The organism is Algoriphagus litoralis (genome assembly GCF_003259255.1).
Taxonomy (GTDB): domain Bacteria; phylum Bacteroidota; class Bacteroidia; order Cytophagales; family Cyclobacteriaceae; genus Algoriphagus; species Algoriphagus litoralis.
On sequence record NZ_QGOL01000011.1, the window covers coordinates 218,239 to 238,112 of the forward strand.

Sequence of the window (19,874 nt, forward strand, 5' to 3'; positions counted from 1 at the left end):
TTGATCTACCTTGAGTCGATTTGTCCTTTCAATTGGGACAAATCTTCTCTCAGGAATCGATTTGATTTGGTTTTGAACTCGAAATTTGCCCTTTTTAGCTGACCTTTACAATGGAAAAGTGACAAGCGATGCAAACTGAGGTTGTACTAAGTCTAGGTGGAAACAAAGGTGATCGGGAAAAGTTGCTTTTCAGAGCCATCGAATTGCTCAACGATCATTTTCAGCTGATCAAGGTCTCCAAAATCTATCAGACTGCCGCCTGGGGCGGAAAAGCCAAAGGTGATTTTTTAAACCAATTGGCCCTAATTTCTACGGGACTTGATCCAGAAGAAGTACTGGATATCATCCAGGAGATTGAGCGGGATCTCGGGAGAACACGTGAAGAGCACTGGGGTGACCGGACGATGGATATTGATATCTTATACTTCGGGTCATTGGAAATCAACTCAGATCGACTCAAAATCCCACATCCGTATATTGCCGACCGGAAATTTATCCTCGTCCCTCTATCGGAATTTTTACCGGATAAAATTCATCCCACTACTGGAAGACTTCCCCTTGAAATGCTGGAAGCGTGCAAAGATCCAAGCGAGGTAAAGATTTGGATAAAATAGCAACAGTGAATAAGATAGTAAACTCAAATCCCGCTTGAAGGCGGGATTTGAAAATTTTAGATACTGGAAACTTCAGCCTCAGAATGGATTTTTTTAACCAATCCTTGGAGTACCTTACCCGGCCCACATTCGATAAATTGAGTTGCGCCATCTTTGACCATGTTTTGGACGGATTGGGTCCACTTCACTGGCGCAGTCAGTTGCATGATCAGGTTGTTTTTGATGACTTCTACATTAGATACAGCGGTTGTGCTTACATTTTGGTAGACCGGGCAGATCGGAGAAGAGAACTGGGTTTCTTCGATGGCTTTTTGAAGTTTTTCTCGGGCAGGCTCCATCAAAGGGGAGTGAAAGGCTCCTCCCACAGGCAAGGGTAAAGCCCGTTTGGCCCCTGCGTCTTTCATTTTGATACAGGCAATTTCAATTCCTTTGTTTGAACCTGAGATTACCAATTGGCCCGGACAATTGTAATTGGCAGGGACAACGATTTCGTCGGTGATTTCCGCACAGATTTCTTCGACTTTTTCATCTGCCAGGCCCAGAATTGCAGCCATAGTTGATGGATTGATTTCACAGGCTTCCTGCATCGCAAGCGCACGCTGGTAGACAAGCTTTAGCCCGTCTTCAAATGCCAGGGCCCCATTAGCAACCAATGCAGAAAATTCACCGAGCGAATGACCTGCCACCATATCTGGAGCGAAATCAGGTGTGGTTTTGGCCAGAATCACCGAATGGAGGAAAATTGCCGGTTGAGTGACTTTGGTTTGTTTCAGTTCTTCTTCCGTCCCATCAAACATGATGTCGGTGATTCTGAATCCCAGGATATCGTTCGCTTTTTCAAAAAGGGCTTTGGCTTCTGGGTTTTCTTCATAAAGTGACTTTCCCATTCCTGGGAACTGGGCTCCTTGGCCCGGAAAAACAAATGCTTTCATTATTTCTTGGTTGGAATTGCAAATATAGGGCTTTTTGCCACGGGTGGGTTTGTCATAAACCTAAGCTTTCCAGAGTAGGAAAATGCCCTTTGAAGATTTCATCCTTGTTTTCTCCCAACCATCTGATAAAGGCCTTTACTGCGGGCGGATGCTTTTTTTGCTTCAGCCAGATCAATCTCCAATCAGCTTTGAGTGGCAATCCGGGATAGGGGATTACCGCAAGTCTTTGGTCAATAAGTTCTTGTGTCATGGAGAAATTGGATAAAACGGAAACTCCAAGTCCAGCCATTACTGCTTGCTTGACCGCCTCATTGGTAGCCAATTCCATTTTGCTTTCGATGAGGATATCCCGTTCGGTAAAAAATTTCTCCATGGTCGTACGCGTTCCGGAGCCTTTCTCGCGTAGGATCATCGGTACGTTTTTCCAGTTTTCTTTCGCTATTTCTTTTTTGAAAAAATCTAGTTTATCAAAAGCACAGGTAAGATACCAGTTGTTTTCGGCAATGCTGATGCTTTCCAAATCTAAATCATCCGGTAAGATGGAGACTAATGCCAAGTCTGTGGTGTTTTCCTGAAGATGAGCCAGGACATTGTAGCGGTTGGACACTTCCAGACTGATGTCTACATGGGGATGGATTTGCATAAAATCCGACATGAGGTATGGGATGATGTATTTCCCGGTGGAGACGGAAGATATCCTGATTTTCCCGCCTAATAGGCCCTTTAATTCCAGCATTTTGGTCTCAATAGAGTCCATCTCTGCAAATATCCGTTCAGCGGTATCTACCAGTTCTTGACCGAATTCGGTGATGTGGATTTTCTTACCGATGATCTCGGTCAAAGGAACAGAAAACTGTTCCTGAAGATTTTTTAATTGAATTGAAACAGCTGGCTGGGTCATATTCATTGCATCGGCAGCTTTGGTGATGCTTTGGTACTTGGCTACAGCCTGAAATGCGCGAAGTTGATGAAGGGTTATGTTCATAAATAAAATTAATGTAAAAAGTATACGTGATAAAAATAATATATGTTTTTATTTTCTTTTTGAAAAATCAAAAAGATATTTGCGGCATGGATTTTCAAATACTGATCAGTAATCTCACCAATCCCAGTTTACTTTTTTTCATCCTTGGGATTTTGGCAGTAAAGCTTAAAAGTGACCTAGAGATACCCGGAACCAGCGCTAAATTTATTGCCCTTTATCTCATGCTCTCGATAGGGTTCAAAGGGGGACAGGAACTCTCTCACAGCCAGTTGGACTATGGGATTATTTATGCGCTGGCATTTGGTGTTTTGCTTTCGGCCCTAGTACCTTTTTATACTTTTTTCATTTTGAAAAAGAGGCTAGGGGTAGCCAATGCTTCTGCAATTTCTGCGGCGTACGGTTCGATCTCGGCAGTTACGTTTGTAGCAGCAGTGGCATTTTTGGAAATGCAGGGTGTGACTTTCGGTGGGCATATGGTGGCCGTCATGGCTTTGATGGAGGCTCCAGCAATTATCTCAGGGGTGATTTTGCTCCAAAAATATTCGGATCAGAAACCAGAAGGTGGATTGAAAAGCATCATTTTCCATGCATTTACCAATGGCTCAGTTCTTTTGATTTTGGGAAGTTTGGTGATTGGCCTGATCGCCGATGAAAAACAGGCAGAAGGGATTAAGCCTTTTGTCACAGATATATTCAAGGGGTTTTTGGCAGTATTCCTATTGGATATGGGAATCAACAGTGGGAAAAAACTGAAGGCATTCTTCAAATATGGGTATTTCACCACGGCCTTTGCGATCCTTGTTCCTTTCATCAATGGTTGTGTTGTGGCCGTATTGAGTCATTGGATAGCTCCAGATGCCGGAGATCGTTTGATTTTTTCGATTTTGGCGGCTTCTGCATCCTATATCGCCGTACCTGCTGCCATGAAGCTCGCAAATCCTGAGGCGGATGAGGGACTGTACGTACCTATGGCCCTGGCAGTCACTTTTCCATTCAACCTGACTTTGGGCATGCCTATTTATTGGATGATTATTCAGGTGATTTAGTATGTGAAGTCAAAGGAATTTTGCTCGTTCCTCTGGGGTAGGAAGACGACAGGTATTTTTCTTGCCAAACCAGCGGTAGCGATTTTTCCCAATCCAATCGTAAATGAGGTCTCTGATTCCTGAGGGTAAAATTATAAAGCCATATAAAAGTGGCCAAAGACCGGATAGATTTCTGGCTATCCTCAGTGCTGCGGTACTTCTGAAGTAAACTTGATCCTCTTCTACCAAAACGAGAGAATCAAGATATTCTGGATTTACCTGAAATTTGGAAAGTAGTTTTTTGCCTGCTTCCTCTTGCAATGCTCCCACACGAAACTTGTCTTTTTTGTCCCGCTTTATGATGAAATCAATGGAAGCATTGCAGAGGTTGCAAACCCCGTCAAAGAGGATGACAGATTTGTTTTCGATCATCTAATAATCTGAATTGTGCCTTTCAGTTCCCGTTCTCTTTGGCTTGGATCCAAAACATCGAAAGTGACCTTGCCGGAATAGAAGTAAGTACTGGCAGGTAGCTCATTGCCATTTTTGTCCCGGCCATCCCATCGAATGAAAACATCATTTTCGTTGGATTCGAGGCTATTGTAACTGAATACCTCAACTCCCCAGCGGTTGACGATGAAGATCTCCACTCCAGTGACAAACCTTGGACATTGTGAAAACGGATTGTCAAAAGCGATGAAGGTATCGTTATTGCCATCCCCATTTGGAGTAAAGGCATTAGGCAGATTATATACTGGACAATTATCCACACAGACTACATTGCTCGGTTCGCTTTCGTTTCCAGAGCGGTCAATTGCGGTGATATAATAGCACCCACGGTAGTTTGGTAGATTGGTGATGGTGGTTTGTAAATCTATGGAAGAGAATTCACCTACCAAGTTGAATGTGCCATCCTCACCATCTGGAGTAAAGTATAACTTATACCCACTTAGCTCATCGTCACAATCTCCTGAGAAGTCTGGCACCCAACTCAATTCATGTTCATAAATATTGCTGTTGCAGGGTTGTTCGGCCACATAGGCAGAGCATTCTGGCCCTTCAAAGGTCAGAACAGGAGGACATGGTAATCTGTTATCGTCTGGCTTGGCACAGGTAATCTGTGACTTGTTTTCCAGTGGATAGACAAGGCCTTGTACATTGTATGCTCCTTTGGTAATCACGTAATAGCAGTATTCTAATTCTTTGACCAGTGGCACTCCGTTGAAGCTGCCGTCGTCTAGATACGTGAAGCCATTTTGAGTGACATCCACGTCTGCAATTTTCACAAAAGTGTCTACATCGGCTGCCGCTGCATCTGTTCTGTTTCGGTAGACTTCATGCTGGTATTGCCCGATTTGATTGTTCCAAGGTACATTAAAGGTCCAATTGAGCTCAATCGCCTCATTGATAATGGTAGGTTCAAGCCTTACCGAAGAAGCCGCAGAGGAAGTGTCGATTTTTGTGGCATTATCCAGCAGGACGACTTTGTAATTGTACACCAGATTTTCGGTATTCAATCCCGTATCAGTGAAAAGGGTGTCAGTAGTGATTCCAAGCGATATGCGATTGGTATTGCCAGTGAAGCCTTCGCTTCGGAGTAGCTCATAGGAATAAGGTCCTGGGAATTGAATTTTGTCAATATCATAGGGAGGGGTCCATTTGACAAAAATCTCCCCTGTTGCCGGATCTGTCTCTTCAATACTCACATTGGTGATGATCGGTACATCTACATCAATTGTGATGCAGATTTCTTCCGAAACAATACTTTCACCAGCTCTAGGCTCAGGAAATCCGGCGACCAATCGGTAGCAATAGGTGTTGCCTGGAGCTAATCCTTCTCCACCATTCAAGTCGGTGAAGGAGAAGGTATCCATAGTGGTAGTTCCGATTAATTCATACCCAGGGCGTATACCTGTCTCGCAACTGTCGGGCTGGTAGGGATCCGAATTGATTCTTCTCCAGATTTGCATTTCACTGGCAGAATTGGCACAGACATAAGGATCCCAGTTTAATTCAGCACTTCGTCCGGGCATTTGCTCGATATCATCCCACACGGGAGGAGGACCAACTACTTTGATTCGCCAGGTCTTGATATCCACGAGTTTAGGTCCTGATCTGGGCTGATCGGTAATTCTTACCCTAACATCATATTCTCTTGCTCTGATGTGATTGCAGACGGTCTGCCAAGAGAAGTTTACAATTCCTGGTTGCGGTTGGAACTCACTTTCGGGAGAATAAGTAGCTGGAGATGTGGTGATTTCAATGGGTTCACCGAAGACCTCGATCTTTATCGGATCACCGTCTGGATCAGAACCTTGGATGATTTCTTCGATCAACGTCCCCGCTTCCACACAAAGATCTGGAGGCAAAATAAGTTCAGGACGGCGATTGTTGGAGTTTTCGATAATAATCTGCATGTCTCGGACTACGTACCCGATTTCCACAAATTTCCCGTCGATTTTTCGCCATTCAATGATTCTAAATGCGACATTGAATTGTCCCGCAGTACCTGGGGCATCCCAGATCAAGTCTCCAAATATTGGGTCGATATCCAAAAAAGCAGGAGTAGTTCCGTCTTGCTGGCTTTGGCTGAATTCAGCATTTGCCGGGCTTCTGTAGTTGTTCACCGGTCTTTCAAACGCCTGCTTTGGAACATCCATTCGGTATGAAAGACTGTCACCATCTGGGTCAAAAGCGCCGGGATTATGTATGTAACGTACATTTACTGCACCGTTGTCGACTGGTGGGATAGTCAGAACCGGTGAATTATTCACACCGATAAAGGGATCAATATTAATCTCAGTTTCTACATAAAAAGGGGTATCCACCGAATTGTCCATATTGAGGGTCAGATCATTTCGGTTGAATTCCTGAAATCGGATTTTGTATTTACCAGGGCCCTGGAAGGTGTGGGTGATCACGAACGTGTTTTTCTCGATTTCGTCCCCCAAATCTTCTACCAAAGAAATGTCACTTTCCGTGTTGAGTTGTACTTCTCTACCGTCACCAAAATTAATAACACCTGGGCCAAATACGACGCTAGACCGGGTATCGGTGTAGCCGACCACGGTGATTCTGTAAGTCAGGGTTTGAACCGAGATTCGCTCAGCGATAATTTCCCCAGCTCGGATGTGCGTGGCAAAGGCTGAAGTCACACCCAAGAGCATGTAGATGAAAAATATTCCAAGGGAAAGTTTGAGCTTCATATTTGGTCGACGTTGGTAATACTTTTTTCTAAAAACGAACAGAATTCTGAAATGTTAATTCCTAAGATTTCGAATTTCGTTTTAACCTATACGAAATAAAAGGAAGTAAGGAGAAATTCACCTAAAATTCAAACAATAAAAATAAACGTGCTGTTTGATTCATGAATTTGTTGGAGAAAAAATCCACGTTTAAAAACTATTTAGAACCTTTTAAAATAAGAGAATGGAATTCGATTGCATTGTTTGCTACCTGTTGCGCATGTAAATTTGGCAGCAATAATTATTAAAAAGACTTTCGTTCAAAACTAATCACAAATTTGTATGAGTTGGGTTACCAAAACCTTAAGCAGCACCCTGGGCAAAAAATTATTGATGGCCCTCACCGGATTGTTTCTGATATTATTTCTGGTTGTTCACCTGATCGGAAACCTTCAGCTATTGCTTCCTGACAATGGGGAGTCTTTCAACCTTTATGCGGAAAGCATGGCAACCAATCCACTCATTAAAGTAGTTTCAATAGGCAACTTTGCTTTCATTATCCTCCATGTGATCTATTCTATTTTGCTGACAAGGCACAATAAAAAATCAAGACCTATTGGGTATGCTGAAACTGCCGCTTCCACGAATAGTGCCTGGTCTTCCCGAAATATGGGAATCCTTGGGACTTTGATTCTGATATTTTTATTGGTTCACTTGAAGGGATTCTATTATGAAATCAAATTTGGAGAAGTGCCAATGGTGGATTATGCCGGAATAATGTATAAAAATGTGTTCGCGATAGTCGCCGCCGCTTATTCAAATGTATTTTACGTAGTGTTTTACGTGATTTCCATGGGTTTTCTGGGTTTTCACTTGTCTCATGGATTTGCAAGTGCTTTCCAAACCCTTGGGCTTAATCATGTCAAGTATTCCCCATTGATCCAAAAAGTTGGTATTGGCTTTTCAATTCTGATCCCAGCGCTGTTTGCACTTATTCCGATTGTGATGTATATCCAGTCAGTTTGATTGGTGTTAAAAATGAATGTTGCTAATTTAATCTTACATAGATGATACTAGATTCCAAAATACCTGCTGGTCCTTTGGCAGAAAAATGGACTAAGCACAAGTTTAACAGCAAGCTGGTCAATCCGGCAAATAAGAGAAAGTACGAGGTCATCGTAGTGGGTACAGGATTGGCAGGAGCATCGGCTGCTGCCTCTCTAGCGGAGTTGGGTTACAATGTCAAGGCGTTTACTTTCCATGACAGCCCCCGTCGAGCGCATTCTATTGCAGCTCAGGGAGGAATCAACGCTGCTAAAAACTACCAAAACGACGGCGACTCAGTATTTAGACTCTTTTACGACACCATCAAAGGGGGTGACTACCGTGCACGTGAAGCCAATGTCTACCGACTGGCTGAAGTTTCAGTGAAGATCATCGATCAATGCGTAGCTCAGGGAGTTCCTTTTGCCCGAGAATATGGAGGACTTTTGGCCAACCGTTCCTTCGGTGGAGCACAAGTTTCCCGAACCTTCTATGCGCGGGGACAGACTGGACAGCAGCTGCTTTTGGGCGCTTACTCAGCGCTGAGCAGACAGGTAGCCAACGGGAAAGTAAAACTGTATCCGAGATCTGAAATGATGGATGTGGTCATGATAGATGGCCATGCCCGAGGAATTGTGACCCGAAACCTGATCACAGGAGCTGTAGAGTCGCATTCGGCACATGCAGTCTTATTGTGTACAGGTGGCTATGGTAACGTATTCTACCTCTCTACAAATGCAATGGGTTCCAATGTGACAGCAGCTTGGAGAGCTCACAAGCGTGGTGCTTACTTTGCGAACCCTTGCTTTACTCAGATTCACCCGACTTGTATCCCTGTATCTGGTGATCACCAGTCCAAACTGACCCTGATGTCAGAGTCCCTCAGAAATGATGGTCGTGTATGGGTGCCTGCTACGAAAGAGACAGCTGAAAAGCTGAGAAAAGGGCAGATCAATGTCAATGACATCAAAGAGGAAGACAGAGACTATTTCTTGGAGCGAAAATATCCTTCGTTTGGTAACCTGGTGCCTCGAGACGTTGCCTCTCGAAACGCAAAATATGTCTGTGACGAAGGCCGTGGTGTCAATGAGACTGGAGAAGCTGTATTCTTGGATTTCAGAGATGCCATCAAGCGTGACGGCAAATCGACAATCGAATCGAAATATGGAAACCTGTTTGACATGTACAAGCAGATCACAGGAGAAGATCCGTATCAAGTTCCAATGATGATATATCCTGCCGTTCACTACACCATGGGCGGATTGTGGGTCGATTACAATTTGATGACGACCATTCCAGGATTGTATGCGCTAGGAGAAGCGAATTTTTCAGACCATGGTGCCAACAGACTTGGAGCATCCGCATTGATGCAGGGCTTAGCAGATGGGTATTTCGTGATTCCTTATACCATCGGTGATTATTTGGCTTCTACACCACCAAAGCCTGTCGACACGACGCATCCTGAGTTTCAAAAGGCAGCCACTGAAGTGAAAAACCGTGTGGACCAATTGCTGAAAATCAACGGAAAAAAATCAGTCGATTATTTCCACAAGAAGTTGGGAAAAATCATGTGGAATGAGTGTGGAATGGCTCGAACAGCCGAAGGGCTGAAAAAAGCCAAAGCAGAGATCAAGCAATTGAAAAAAGATTTCTGGTCAGATGTGAAAGTTCTGGGGACAAACGAGGAACTGAACCTTTCTCTGGAGAAAGCGCATCGGGTGGCAGACTTCATTGAATTGGGTGAACTCATGATCGACGACGCGCTGAATAGAGACGAATCATGCGGAGGTCACTTCCGTGAGGAATTTCAGACTCCGGAAGGGGAGGCGCTACGCGACGATGAGAACTTCGCCTACGTAGCTGCATGGAAATACATGGGTGAAAATCAGGAAGAGGAACTTTACAAAGAGCCTTTGGTTTTCGAAAACGTGAAGCTTACCCAGCGTTCATACAAATAATCTTAAGACAAAAATTCATAGCGATATGCAATTGACTTTAAAAATCTGGAGACAAAAAAACGCATCGGACAAAGGTGGATTTGTAACCTATCCGGTCAGTGACGTTTCCAAAGACATGTCCTTTTTGGAGATGTTGGATGTGCTAAATGAAAACTTGACCGAAAAGGGAGAAGATCCGGTTCACTTTGATCACGATTGCCGAGAAGGGATCTGTGGCACCTGCTCGCTGTATATCAATGGAAAGCCACACGGCCCATTGCAGACGACGACTTGCCAACTTCACATGCGCTCTTTCTCAGATGGACAGACTATCACGATTGAGCCATGGAGAGCCAAAGCTTTCCCTATTGTAAAAGACCTTGTAGTGAACAGATCGGCCTTTGACCGGATCATTCAAGCAGGTGGATATGTATCAGTAGGAACAGGCGGAGTACCGGATGCCAATGAGATTCCGATTCCAAAAACCATTGCTGACCTAGCGATGGATGCAGCTCAGTGTATTGGCTGCGGAGCTTGTGTGGCAGCTTGTAAAAATGCTTCTGCGATGCTCTTCACCTCAGCAAAAGTTTCTCAGTTGGCATTGCTTCCGCAAGGCCAGGTAGAGCGAAAAACCAGAGCAGAAAAGATGGTAGCTCAAATGGATGCTGAAGGTTTTGGAGCTTGCACCAACACTGGGGCATGCGAAGCTGAATGTCCAAAAGGGATTTCAATCACCAATATTGCGCGAATGAACAGAGAATATTTCTCCGCTGTAGTAAGCAGCGAAAACGTCTAATTACTTTCCGAATTGAGAAAAAGCCAGACCAAAAGTCTGGCTTTTTTATTTTCACTATTCCAAGACTAAATTGAATTATTATATCATATTTACGATATAAACGCAATAAAATTGGGTTTAATCCTTAAAATATTTAACTTTGGCGAATTATATTTCTATTTCAAATTGATTCAAATCCAAAAAAGTAATGCATTTCATAGATCTGGGGATCTTCATAGCCTACATGCTCGCCATGCTTGGTGTAGGGTATTTTTTCATGCGGAAAAACTCCAGCCAAGAAGATTACTATGTTGGTGGCAGATCAATAGGTAGCTGGCACATCGGATTGTCTGTAGTGGCCACTGATGTTGGCGGCGGGTTTTCAATCGGTCTGGGCGGCTTGGGTTTTGCGATGGGGATTTCAGGTTCTTGGATGCTTTTCACAGGCTTGGTAGGTGCTTGGCTAGCTGCAGTTGTACTGATTCCCCGAGTCAAATCAGACTCAGCATTCGCCCGGTTTTTCACTTTTCCCCAGATTATTGGCCATCTATTTGACTCGACCGCAGCAAAGGCTGCAGCAGTCATTTGCTTTTTGGGTTACTTGGGTTTTACTTCCTCCCAGCTGCTCGCAGGAGCCAAACTTGCCTCAGGGACTTTCGAAGGAATAGACCTTCATACTGCCCTACTGATCATGGGCGTCATCGCGGTGGTGTACACGGTCATGGGAGGTCTCAAGGCGGTGATTTATACAGATACCATCCAATGGATTATTTTGATGCTGGGTCTGATGTTTATCGGGATTCCCATGTCTTACAATTTTGTCGGAGGCTGGCAAGGAATCACCCAAACTTTGCCTCCTGAATTCTTCTCCTTTGGTAATCTTTCCTGGCAGGATTTAGTCAATTGGGCAATCACCATCATCCCGATTTGGTTTGTAGGAATGACCTTGTATCAGCGCATTTTTGCTGCGAGGGACGTGAAATCAGCCAAGAAGGCATGGTTTATCGCGGGACTTTTTGAATGGCCAATTATGGCATTTTTGGGAGTGTCTTTGGGGTTACTATCCAGAGTGGCAGTGGATCAAGGTGTGCTGGAGGGATTTACCGCCGCCATGGATCCCGAGATGGGATTGCCCGTCTTACTCAGTCAGATTTTGCCCGCGGGGATTTTGGGATTGATGATGTCGGCCTATTTTTCAGCGGTTCTTTCCACGGCCGATTCCTGTCTGATGGCAGCCTCAGGTAATCTTTCTACAGATTTGATTGGTAAATACCTAAAAAATAAAACGCATAAACAGGAGGTTAGAATCAGTCAGTATTTAACCCTCGGTATTGGGGTCTTAGCGGTTTTTTTAGCTTGGCAAATGACAGAGGTGCTTAGCCTGATGCTTTATTCGTATGCTTTTATGGTGTCGGGGTTACTCGTGCCGGTTATTGCCGGTCTTTTCTTTGACCAGCGAAACCCCAAAGCCGCAGTCGCATCGATGATTGCCGGAGGTACATTGACGGCTGGTCTGACCTTTTCAGGACATTCCTTACCCTTAGGCTTAGATCCCAATTTTTTTGGGATTTTGGTTTCGCTCCTTGCCTTTTGGACGGTAAATAAAATTTCAAAAAAAAGATAAAAACTAAGATTATGACTACACTAGAGACGCTCTCCGCTATAGATAATGCCACTTTTCTCCAAAAGAATGAAATCGCTGATTTCCTTTTTGAGCATCTGGGAAAATATGGAGATCCCAAAGAGGACATTATGAAATGTCTCGATTATGCACTCGATGCGGGATTGCAGGCCGGAGGATTTGTGATTTTGGCAAGAGAAAATGGAAAAATTGTAGGTGCCTTGGTGATGAACAAGACTGGGATGTCCGGCTACATCCCTGAAAATATCCTCGTTTACATTGCAGTGGATGCCAACCAACGTGGAAAAGGAATCGGTGGGAAAATAATGGATTTGGCGATAAAAATGGCAAATGGGGCCGTCGCACTTCATGTTGAAGCCGATAATCCAGCACGCAAACTTTATGAGCGATTGGGCTTTACCAATAAGTATTTGGAAATGAGATTAACCCGAAAGTAACATGGCAAGTCTGACATTAAATCTAGAAAAGCTACGGGTCAATTTTCAATTTCTTAAAGACTTATTTGGACAAAAGGAGGTGAGTTGGGGCGTTGTGTCAAAACTCCTCTGTGGAAACAAGCTTTTTTTACAGGAGTTGATCAATCTGGGCATTCGGGAAATTCACGACAGCAGGATATCGAATTTGGCAATGGTCAAGCGGATCAATCGGTCGGTTCAGACGGTTTATATTAAGCCAGTCTCAAAGAAAAATGTATCCCAGATGGTGGAATTTGCCGATGTGAGTCTGAACAGTGAGCTGGAAACCATCCGGATGATCAGTCAGGAAGCAGTCAAGCAGGACAAACTTCACAAGATCATCATCATGGTCGAGACTGGAGATCTTCGTGAAGGCGTGCTGGGGGAAAATCTTGTGGATTTCTATGCGGGGATTTTTGAATTGCCCAATATCGAGGTCATCGGATTGGGGACTAACCTGAATTGCCTCAATGGAGTGATGCCTAGCACAGATAAGCTCATTCAACTCTCCCTTTACAAGCAAATCATCGAGTTGAAATTCGGAAAAGAGATTCCTTGGGTCTCGGCAGGTACCTCAGTGACTATTCCGCTGATGTTTTCCCATCAACTTCCCAAAGGGATCAACCACTTTAGGGTAGGGGAGACCTTGTATTTCGGAGTGGACTTGGTGGAGGAGAAAGTGATCGATGGAATGTATGGTGATGTCTTTGAGCTTGAATCTGAAATTATTGAGCTTCAGGAAAAGCCACTTTTGCCTACTGGGACTTTAGGAGCAAATCCTCAGGGCGAGGTGACCGAAATTGATGAATCTCTCTACGGAAAGACCTCATTTCGGGCAATTTTGGATATTGGATTACTCGATGTAGATCCCAAGTATCTGATCGTATCCGATCCCAAAATTGAAATTTTAGGCGCTAGTTCGGATATGTTGATTGTCAATCTAGGACAAAATGAACACAATCTAAAAGTCGGTGATACCCTGAGTTTTAAGCTGAAATATATGGGGGCATTGGCCTTGATGAATTCAAATTATATAGAGAAAGCCGTGGTCTGATGAGTCCCTTGCTGCTTGATTTGGATGGTTTTGGTATTGTTTTGGACTACTATCAAGCGAATCAAACCCAAGTAGACATGAAAAAAATATTTTTAATCCTATTTCTAGGTGTTTTCACGGGATTAAATGCCAGCGCTCAATCAGGCTTAGGTATCAGAGGAGGTGCAAGTTTCTTCAATTTTGGAGGAGAGGATGTATCTGAAAATGACTACACGAATAGAACAGGATTTCATGCGGGTGTATATGCAAGCATTTTTGGTGGTAGCGCCATCTCGATCGAGCCGGGGATTTACTATTCTGTAAAAGGGACCCAGAATGATGATGTCCTCAATACTCGGGCAATTCTGGATTACATAGACGTTCCAGTTTTGGTCAGGTTAAAATTTGGAGAAGGATTTAATTTCTTCGTAGGACCTCAGGTGTCATTTTTAGCAAGGTCTAAGTTTGAGGGTGATTTTGGTGGATCTACAGTATCCTTGGATACCGATTCGGTAAAAGAAACGGATGCGGCCTTGGTTTTCGGATTAGGGTACAACCTGCCAAAAGGGTTGAATATTCAGGGTTCGTACGACTATGGATTTACGCCGATATTTAAAAATAGCGACGCAGACGTATACAACAGAGGCTTTAAAGTCTCTTTAGGTTATACTTTTTAATATGAGCGTTGGATCGAAAGGGCTGCGAAAGTGGCCCTTTCTTTTTTGTCTATTCCAATTCAGCAATCCAAGCCTTAATCAGTTCCACACCTTTTTTATCGACAGTGGTCCGGCCAATCTCTGGCATGGCTACTCCTACTTGAGTTGAATTCATCCGATGAATCAGAATAGACTCTTCAGGCTTGCCGGGTACGATATCGTAGGTAAAGCTTCCTGCTCCACTTCCTGCTGCGACAGGGGTCTTATTGATGCCCAATTTCATAGGATCCTGCTGATCATAGGTTAGAAAAAGCCCAGAGGTACTGGCTGGTCCTGCAGCGCTATGACAATGTGCGCAATTAATGTCCAAGTAGGCCATAGCCCGGTCATTCAGTTCCTGGCTTTGATCCTCATAATTTACCAATGTGGGATAAGCTTTTGCCTCATCCCATCCAAGGAGCTTCCTACGGTCACTCCAGTATTTCAATTGGTTTGCCTGGATGTGGCCATAGTCCACTTCATTGTTGAGATGCTTGATCTGTACTCCGATGGGGGCCATTGCCTCATTTTTATTGTGGCAGCTTTTGCACTGGTTTTTATTCGGAACAAGGTAATTGATGATTTGATTTTCACCTTGCAGGTCGATATACCTTACTTCAAATTCACCTCCGACAACCCTGAGTACTGCCTCGGTTTGACTTTCATTCCACACGTAAGGATAAGCTTGCCAGCCTTTTTCTTCATGGATCATCAGTCTGGTTTCGATGATTTTTCGGTCTCCGTCAGGATTTCTGAAGTCTGTAGGGTAGTAAAAGTTTTTGATTAGAATAGTGCCCAGTGGCAAATTCAATTCCTCGGCTTCGATTTCGGCATTATTCCCCTCAGGGATGAAGACAAAGCGGCTTTTGAACGCATTATCCGTGAAAAGTGAGGAGGCAGGTTTGTAAAAGATGACCCCCTCAGTCGGATCTAAGGCATTAAGATCTCCCTGGAAAAAACCATACGTAGAGAGTCTTCGGTAAGGGTAATTCCCACTGGCAGATTCCTCTTTTAAACTATCCTCAGGTAAGGCGGATTGTATTTTTATAGTGGCATCTTCTGTTTTTTGACAGGAAATAAACAAGACCAGCAACAGTATGCAAAAGCTGATGGCTAAAACCCATTGTTGATTTTTACGCTTGATATTTTCCATTCTGATATAATTTATTGCCGGTAATCGTTCACTCTGCTGAGTTTGTTGGGATCTATTCCAGACCTGATCGATCCGTGTTCACTTTTACCTCACAGTTTTTAAATGGGGTGGCGTCTTTTGAAGCAGTGATGTTTTCCTCCCCTTTGCTCAGGTCAAAGCGTGTGAATCTCAGATTTTCAATTTCCGATTCTTGGATACACACGCGCATGGGATTGGAATCGATCGATGCACTGAGCTTTTCATCCCAGATTCCATCGTAGATGATGTCTTGGGTTTTTGCAAATCCGTGTGCATTGTATACTAGAATCAGTTTTCCAAGTTCCCGTGAGAAATCAGGGAATTGATACCAGTTTCGCTCGTATTCATTTTCGTGAACATAGATATCGGTAGTGTATGGTGACCAATTTGGGGCTTCGGCAGGGAAGCCAGTGACCTGATAGCTAGCGATGGATATGCCCGCAGTCTTGTTTCGTAGAATTCGATTTCCATAGACTTCGACTTCTTTAGCTGCCAAAAGCACAACCCCTGATCCGGGAGGGATCATAGTCACGGTGTTCCCATTTGGCCCTTCTCCCAGAGGGGTTGCAAAGTTTTCATGGTTATTGTCTAGGATATCATTGTCATAAATCTTGGTGCCTTTGCCGTCAGATTTGGGCAAACCGGGCAAGTTAAAGACCAAAATCCCTCCTGCATTATCACGAGCAGTATTTCCAAAAACCTCAGCATTGTCGCAGTTTTCGATTTCAATTCCAGCGACATTTCCAAATGCCAAGGAATTCTTCACCACAATATTTTCGGATTGGCCGACGTAAATCCCGGCATCCTTAGAGTGAGAAGCGATGCATTCGTCGATCACTACATTTTTGCACTGTACGGGATAAATGGCATAGGTGCCGTTTTTGGATTTGTCACCATTGGTCCAGGTTACGTTGATTCGCCGGAAAGTAATTCCGTCGGAATGTTGCGCTTTGATTCCATCTCCCGGAGCGTCTTCTATGGTGAGATCTTCAATGCTGATAGCATTGCCGACGATTTTAATGCCTTCGCCACCAGACTTCAGGTTCCGAAATGAGATCACCGTCTGATCCATTCCAGCGCCTTTTATTTTAACCCCGGTTTTGTTGTCCAAGATTAATTGGGAGTTCATTTCATAAAAGCCAGCCGGAATCTCAATTGTGCTCGAATCCTCTGCCATGATGAAGGCCTCAATTACCTGATCAACTTCAGTCTGACTTACTCTAGTCAATTGAGAGGAATCAAAAGACTGCTCAGAGGTACTGCTTCCGCAGGAAAAAAGGACTGATGCCAAAGCTATTCCGATTAAGCAAGGAATGGATTTTCTCATAGAAAGTTGGAATGGGGTGATTTTTTTCAAAGCTACCCATTGACCAAAGAATTATCTTTTGAGAAAAGTCAATTAATCAGATTCTTGCTCTGATGCGGCTGAGTGTCTCAATACTCATGTCAAGGTAGGATGCAATCTGGCCTACAGATGCCCGCTGGATGATCTTTGGTCTGTATTCCATCAGATCAAGGTATCGATCTCTGGCAGATTTGAATTTGGTGAAGATCAACTGTTCTTCCAGGGTAATGTAATATTGCTCCAAGATAAGTCGGTAAGCGCGCTCGAGGTCGTGGTGTTTTTCAAACAATTTCAGGAGAGATTCATATTTGATACGTCCCACTTTGGTCTTTTCCATGGCTTCTAAATTTTCATAAGAAGGTTTCCGTGAGATGAAGGAATGCATGGCTGTCAAAAACTCGCCTTCCAGCGAAAATGAAACTGTAATATCTTTGTTGTCCCGGGTATAAAAGCTTCTGGCTGATCCCTCAGTGATGAAATAGAGATGGTTACATACTTGTCCCTCTTGCTCGAGTAATCCCCCTTTATCTACAGAAATCACGTCTAACTCCGCTTCGAAGGCTCTTTTAGCCTCTTCACTCAGGTCAGGAAATTGGTCAAACATGTCAAAGTTTTTCTTCATCTGGGGTTTAAAAAGTTGAGGTTAGACAAGAAATGGATAATCTTGCGTTTGTATACTGTAAATTATAAAGATTTGAATCATGAGAAAAATTTTATTGGCATTCTTTCTTCTAGGAATGGCTGCCACTGCACATGGGCAATTTGGAGTGAGGGCTGGATATAATTCCGCAAATTTTGCCAGCACTAATTTTGATGCGAAATCAGGATTTCATGTTGGAGGGTATTACACAATAGGAGCGGGTTTTATTTCAATAGAACCGGGCATTCAATATTCTCAAAAGGGCTACCAGGGTACCGAAACCGCAACTGGGAAGATCGTCGATGAAAGCCTTGGGTACATAGACGTCCCGGTGCTACTCAGATTGAATCTCCTGCCGGCGGTGAATATTTTCGCGGGGCCACAAGCATCTGTATTTGTTTCGAGCAAATATCAGCTGGGAGATGAGATGTTTGACAGCTCTGAAGCGATCAAAGGGTACGACCTAGGCGGAGTAGTAGGTGCTCAGGTGAAGTTGCCTCTTGGTTTCAATGTCCAAGCAAACTATGATTTTGGTCTCAGCTCGCTCAATTATTATGATACCGATGTGAAAAACCAAGTCTTCAAAATCTCCCTTGGGTACACTTTCGGAAGTACCGATTAAATTTCGGTTAAAGTCAATTGAATAAATCCCGGCTCCAAAAAGTCGGGATTTATTTTTTTATCCGGTTGGGATTTTCCTCGATGAATGACTTCCATCCCTCATTTCTTCCTCTGGTCTGAACTCTTCCTTCGTGAAAATGATGGCAAAGCGCCACTGCCAAAGCATCTGTCGCATCGAGCATTTTAGGTAGTTCGGTCAGGCTAAACAAGGTCTGAAGCATGGCTGCCACCTGCTCTTTGGAGGCGTTGCCATTGCCGGTGACTGATTGCTTCACTTTCTTGGGCGAATATTCGGTGATGGGGATTTCCCTGGCCAAAGCTGCTGCCATCGCTACCCCTTGAGCTCTTCCGAGTTTTAGCATGGATTGTACGTTGGCCCCATAGAATGGTGCCTCCAACGCCATTGTATCCGGTAAAAATTCATCAATAATTCCAGTAACCCGCTCGAAAATTTTCTTGAGTTTGAGCTCGTGGGTTTCGTATTTTTTTAGGTGAATGACTCCGTATTGAAGGATTTTGTACTTTTTTCCCTCAGTCAAAATCAACCCATACCCCATGACATTGGTACCTGGATCGATCCCGAGTATGATTTTTTCGTTTGGCTCTTTTTTATCTTCTTTACTCACCTGCGCAAGTTAGCCGAAAAGATGATCAGTTTTTACCTCCTGTGGATAGGATGCTATGTAGTTTTGCTTGGTTTACTGGCGCAAAAGTGGCCCCGAAAAAGGCCCAATGGTAAAGTGGAAGACTTTTTCCCTGCGGTCACGATTGTAATTCCTTTCAGAAACGAGCTCAAAAATCTGCCTAATCTTCTTTCCGAACTTCAGGCAATTACCTATCCAGATTTGGATGTTTTGCTCGTGGATGACCAAAGCGACGATGATTCTGTTGCCTATATTCAAGAAAGACTTCCATCCGATTCCCGGATTCGGCTAGCTAGAAGTCAAGGAATCGGAAAAAAAGAGGCAATTGAATATGGGGTTAAAGCAGCTAAGAATGATTTGATTCTTTGCTCCGATGCCGACTGTTCTTTTCCAGAAGATTGGGTGAATGGATTGATTTACCCGTTTTCTGATCCCAAAATCCAATTGGTAGCCGGACCTGTCATGGGTAAGGGGAGTACTAATTTTTTTGAGCGATTTCAACAGATCGAATGGTCCAGTATCCTATTGGTCACCCAGTATTTTTTTAGCAAAAAACAGCCCTTAATGTGCAGTGGGGCTAACCTTGCCTACCGAAAGTCTACCTTCGAGGCAGTGGGTGGCTATTTTACCAATAAACATCATTTGTCTGGTGACGATGAGTTTTTGCTGAAAAGAGTAGCCGATACTTTCGGAGGCGAATGTTGCGTCTATCTTCCTTTCTCAGAAAACTTAGTTCATACCCAATCCGTCAGTACCGTGTTTGATTTGATCAATCAGCGAGTTCGCTGGGCAGGCAAGTGGAAGGCCCATCGGGAGATTATTCACTTAATTTCAGCAGTTTTTTCATTTGTTGTACAATTAGTCTGGTTGGTTAGTCTCCTGCTCTTATTCATGGGCACTTGGGAGATAGTAGTATTTTGGGTCGTGTGGATAGGGAAAATTGCAGCAGAAAGGCTGGTATTGGGCAAAGTCCTGAACTCTTTTGGAAAAGTATTGCCGACGTTGGACTTTTTGAAAACAGGCTTTGTTCACCCGTTTTATGTTCTGTTCGTTGGTTTTGGGGTAATTCGTGGAAAATTTACTTGGAAAGGGCGAAGCAACTGAAGAATCCTTAATTTAGCCTTCGAATTG

At 43.8% G+C, this 19,874-nt stretch carries 19 protein-coding genes; 11 read left to right on the forward strand and 8 right to left on the reverse strand.

The annotated features are described in order from the left end of the window. The first annotated feature begins 128 nt into the window (after positions 1 to 128). Entirely contained in the window at positions 129 to 614 is a 486-nt protein-coding gene (gene folK, locus DK188_RS14080) for a 2-amino-4-hydroxy-6-hydroxymethyldihydropteridine diphosphokinase (RefSeq protein WP_111671452.1), read from the forward strand. 56 nt (positions 615 to 670) lie between these two features. Here the strand turns inward: folK and fabD are convergent, their stop codons facing one another. Further along, the gene (gene fabD / locus DK188_RS14085) at positions 671 to 1,546 is read right to left on the reverse strand and encodes an ACP S-malonyltransferase (RefSeq protein WP_111671453.1); all 876 of its coding nucleotides are present in this window, start codon (positions 1,544 to 1,546) and stop codon (positions 671 to 673) included. A gap of 52 nt (positions 1,547 to 1,598) precedes the next feature. Continuing rightward, the gene (locus DK188_RS14090; protein WP_111671454.1) at positions 1,599 to 2,531 is read right to left on the reverse strand and encodes a LysR family transcriptional regulator; all 933 of its coding nucleotides are present in this window, start codon (positions 2,529 to 2,531) and stop codon (positions 1,599 to 1,601) included. Positions 2,532 to 2,617: 86 nt separating this feature from the next. Between DK188_RS14090 and DK188_RS14095 the strand changes: the two genes are divergently transcribed. Beyond that, the gene (locus DK188_RS14095; RefSeq protein WP_111671455.1) at positions 2,618 to 3,577 is read left to right on the forward strand and encodes a sodium-dependent bicarbonate transport family permease; all 960 of its coding nucleotides are present in this window, start codon (positions 2,618 to 2,620) and stop codon (positions 3,575 to 3,577) included. A gap of 9 nt (positions 3,578 to 3,586) precedes the next feature. On the opposite strand, the gene DK188_RS14100 is transcribed toward DK188_RS14095, so the two are convergent. Together DK188_RS14100 and DK188_RS14105 are read right to left on the reverse strand one after the other, a co-directional pair. Then, positions 3,587 to 3,988, reverse strand: coding sequence for a thiol-disulfide oxidoreductase DCC family protein (locus tag DK188_RS14100; protein ID WP_111671456.1), 402 nt, complete (start codon positions 3,986 to 3,988; stop codon positions 3,587 to 3,589). Beyond that, a complete protein-coding gene (locus DK188_RS14105; protein ID WP_111671457.1) occupies positions 3,985 to 6,762 on the reverse strand; it encodes a T9SS type B sorting domain-containing protein in 2,778 nt (925 codons plus the stop codon). Before DK188_RS14105 ends, DK188_RS14100 begins: the two co-directional genes overlap by 4 nt. Before the next feature lie 321 nt (positions 6,763 to 7,083). On the opposite strand from DK188_RS14105, the gene DK188_RS14110 reads away from it, so the two are divergent. From DK188_RS14110 to DK188_RS14140, 7 genes are all read left to right on the forward strand, one after another. Then, complete coding sequence (locus DK188_RS14110; RefSeq protein WP_111671458.1) at positions 7,084 to 7,767, forward strand: succinate dehydrogenase cytochrome b subunit; 684 nt, start codon at positions 7,084 to 7,086, stop codon at positions 7,765 to 7,767. Between the two features lie 41 nt (positions 7,768 to 7,808). Beyond that, positions 7,809 to 9,743, forward strand: coding sequence for a fumarate reductase/succinate dehydrogenase flavoprotein subunit (locus DK188_RS14115; RefSeq protein WP_111671459.1), 1,935 nt, complete (start codon positions 7,809 to 7,811; stop codon positions 9,741 to 9,743). A gap of 25 nt (positions 9,744 to 9,768) precedes the next feature. After that, positions 9,769 to 10,518, forward strand: a complete 750-nt coding sequence (locus DK188_RS14120; protein WP_111671460.1) for a succinate dehydrogenase/fumarate reductase iron-sulfur subunit — start codon at positions 9,769 to 9,771, stop codon at positions 10,516 to 10,518. Between the two features lie 187 nt (positions 10,519 to 10,705). Continuing rightward, a complete protein-coding gene (locus DK188_RS14125) occupies positions 10,706 to 12,121 on the forward strand; it encodes a sodium:solute symporter family protein (protein ID WP_111671461.1) in 1,416 nt (471 codons plus the stop codon). A gap of 11 nt (positions 12,122 to 12,132) precedes the next feature. Then, the gene (locus DK188_RS14130) at positions 12,133 to 12,576 is read left to right on the forward strand and encodes a GNAT family N-acetyltransferase (protein ID WP_111671462.1); all 444 of its coding nucleotides are present in this window, start codon (positions 12,133 to 12,135) and stop codon (positions 12,574 to 12,576) included. A gap of 1 nt (position 12,577) precedes the next feature. Further along, positions 12,578 to 13,648: an alanine racemase gene (locus tag DK188_RS14135; RefSeq protein ID WP_111671463.1), complete on the forward strand. Its 1,071-nt coding sequence runs from the start codon at positions 12,578 to 12,580 to the stop codon at positions 13,646 to 13,648. Positions 13,649 to 13,725: 77 nt separating this feature from the next. Next, positions 13,726 to 14,304 carry a porin family protein gene (locus DK188_RS14140; RefSeq protein ID WP_111671533.1) on the forward strand — a complete coding sequence of 193 codons (579 nt, stop codon included), beginning with the start codon at positions 13,726 to 13,728 and terminating at the stop codon, positions 14,302 to 14,304. A 49-nt stretch (positions 14,305 to 14,353) separates the two neighbouring features. Here DK188_RS14140 and DK188_RS14145 read toward each other — a convergent pair whose 3' ends face one another. From DK188_RS14145 to DK188_RS14155, 3 genes are all read right to left on the reverse strand, one after another. Beyond that, positions 14,354 to 15,475: an SO2930 family diheme c-type cytochrome gene (locus DK188_RS14145; protein ID WP_111671464.1), complete on the reverse strand. Its 1,122-nt coding sequence runs from the start codon at positions 15,473 to 15,475 to the stop codon at positions 14,354 to 14,356. Between the two features lie 52 nt (positions 15,476 to 15,527). After that, complete coding sequence (locus DK188_RS14150) at positions 15,528 to 16,820, reverse strand: parallel beta-helix domain-containing protein (RefSeq protein ID WP_111671534.1); 1,293 nt, start codon at positions 16,818 to 16,820, stop codon at positions 15,528 to 15,530. A 76-nt stretch (positions 16,821 to 16,896) separates the two neighbouring features. Continuing rightward, the gene (locus tag DK188_RS14155) at positions 16,897 to 17,460 is read right to left on the reverse strand and encodes a Crp/Fnr family transcriptional regulator (protein ID WP_111671465.1); all 564 of its coding nucleotides are present in this window, start codon (positions 17,458 to 17,460) and stop codon (positions 16,897 to 16,899) included. A gap of 79 nt (positions 17,461 to 17,539) precedes the next feature. Here DK188_RS14155 and DK188_RS14160 point away from each other — a divergent pair, with 79 nt between their 5' ends. Further along, positions 17,540 to 18,100, forward strand: coding sequence for a porin family protein (locus DK188_RS14160; protein WP_111671466.1), 561 nt, complete (start codon positions 17,540 to 17,542; stop codon positions 18,098 to 18,100). Between the two features lie 49 nt (positions 18,101 to 18,149). Here the strand turns inward: DK188_RS14160 and ruvC are convergent, their stop codons facing one another. Then, a complete protein-coding gene (ruvC, locus tag DK188_RS14165; RefSeq protein WP_111671467.1) occupies positions 18,150 to 18,725 on the reverse strand; it encodes a crossover junction endodeoxyribonuclease RuvC in 576 nt (191 codons plus the stop codon). A 21-nt stretch (positions 18,726 to 18,746) separates the two neighbouring features. Here ruvC and DK188_RS14170 point away from each other — a divergent pair, with 21 nt between their 5' ends. Continuing rightward, positions 18,747 to 19,847: a glycosyltransferase gene (locus tag DK188_RS14170; RefSeq protein WP_111671468.1), complete on the forward strand. Its 1,101-nt coding sequence runs from the start codon at positions 18,747 to 18,749 to the stop codon at positions 19,845 to 19,847. Positions 19,848 to 19,874 lie beyond the last annotated feature (27 nt).

Bases quoted from the DNA above. Each gene is read 5' to 3' on its own strand.
- folK (WP_111671452.1), top strand. From the start codon at position 129: ATGCAAACTGAGGTTGTACTAAGTCTAGGTGGAAACAAAGGTGATCGG.
- fabD (WP_111671453.1), bottom strand. From the start codon at position 1,546: ATGAAAGCATTTGTTTTTCCGGGCCAAGGAGCCCAGTTCCCAGGAATG.
- DK188_RS14090 (WP_111671454.1), bottom strand. From the start codon at position 2,531: ATGAACATAACCCTTCATCAACTTCGCGCATTTCAGGCTGTAGCCAAG.
- DK188_RS14095 (WP_111671455.1), top strand. From the start codon at position 2,618: ATGGATTTTCAAATACTGATCAGTAATCTCACCAATCCCAGTTTACTT.
- DK188_RS14100 (WP_111671456.1), bottom strand. From the start codon at position 3,988: ATGATCGAAAACAAATCTGTCATCCTCTTTGACGGGGTTTGCAACCTC.
- DK188_RS14105 (WP_111671457.1), bottom strand. From the start codon at position 6,762: ATGAAGCTCAAACTTTCCCTTGGAATATTTTTCATCTACATGCTCTTG.
- DK188_RS14110 (WP_111671458.1), top strand. From the start codon at position 7,084: ATGAGTTGGGTTACCAAAACCTTAAGCAGCACCCTGGGCAAAAAATTA.
- DK188_RS14115 (WP_111671459.1), top strand. From the start codon at position 7,809: ATGATACTAGATTCCAAAATACCTGCTGGTCCTTTGGCAGAAAAATGG.
- DK188_RS14120 (WP_111671460.1), top strand. From the start codon at position 9,769: ATGCAATTGACTTTAAAAATCTGGAGACAAAAAAACGCATCGGACAAA.
- DK188_RS14125 (WP_111671461.1), top strand. From the start codon at position 10,706: ATGCATTTCATAGATCTGGGGATCTTCATAGCCTACATGCTCGCCATG.
- DK188_RS14130 (WP_111671462.1), top strand. From the start codon at position 12,133: ATGACTACACTAGAGACGCTCTCCGCTATAGATAATGCCACTTTTCTC.
- DK188_RS14135 (WP_111671463.1), top strand. From the start codon at position 12,578: ATGGCAAGTCTGACATTAAATCTAGAAAAGCTACGGGTCAATTTTCAA.
- DK188_RS14140 (WP_111671533.1), top strand. From the start codon at position 13,726: ATGAAAAAAATATTTTTAATCCTATTTCTAGGTGTTTTCACGGGATTA.
- DK188_RS14145 (WP_111671464.1), bottom strand. From the start codon at position 15,475: ATGGAAAATATCAAGCGTAAAAATCAACAATGGGTTTTAGCCATCAGC.
- DK188_RS14150 (WP_111671534.1), bottom strand. From the start codon at position 16,820: ATGAGAAAATCCATTCCTTGCTTAATCGGAATAGCTTTGGCATCAGTC.
- DK188_RS14155 (WP_111671465.1), bottom strand. From the start codon at position 17,460: ATGAAGAAAAACTTTGACATGTTTGACCAATTTCCTGACCTGAGTGAA.
- DK188_RS14160 (WP_111671466.1), top strand. From the start codon at position 17,540: ATGAGAAAAATTTTATTGGCATTCTTTCTTCTAGGAATGGCTGCCACT.
- DK188_RS14170 (WP_111671468.1), top strand. From the start codon at position 18,747: ATGATCAGTTTTTACCTCCTGTGGATAGGATGCTATGTAGTTTTGCTT.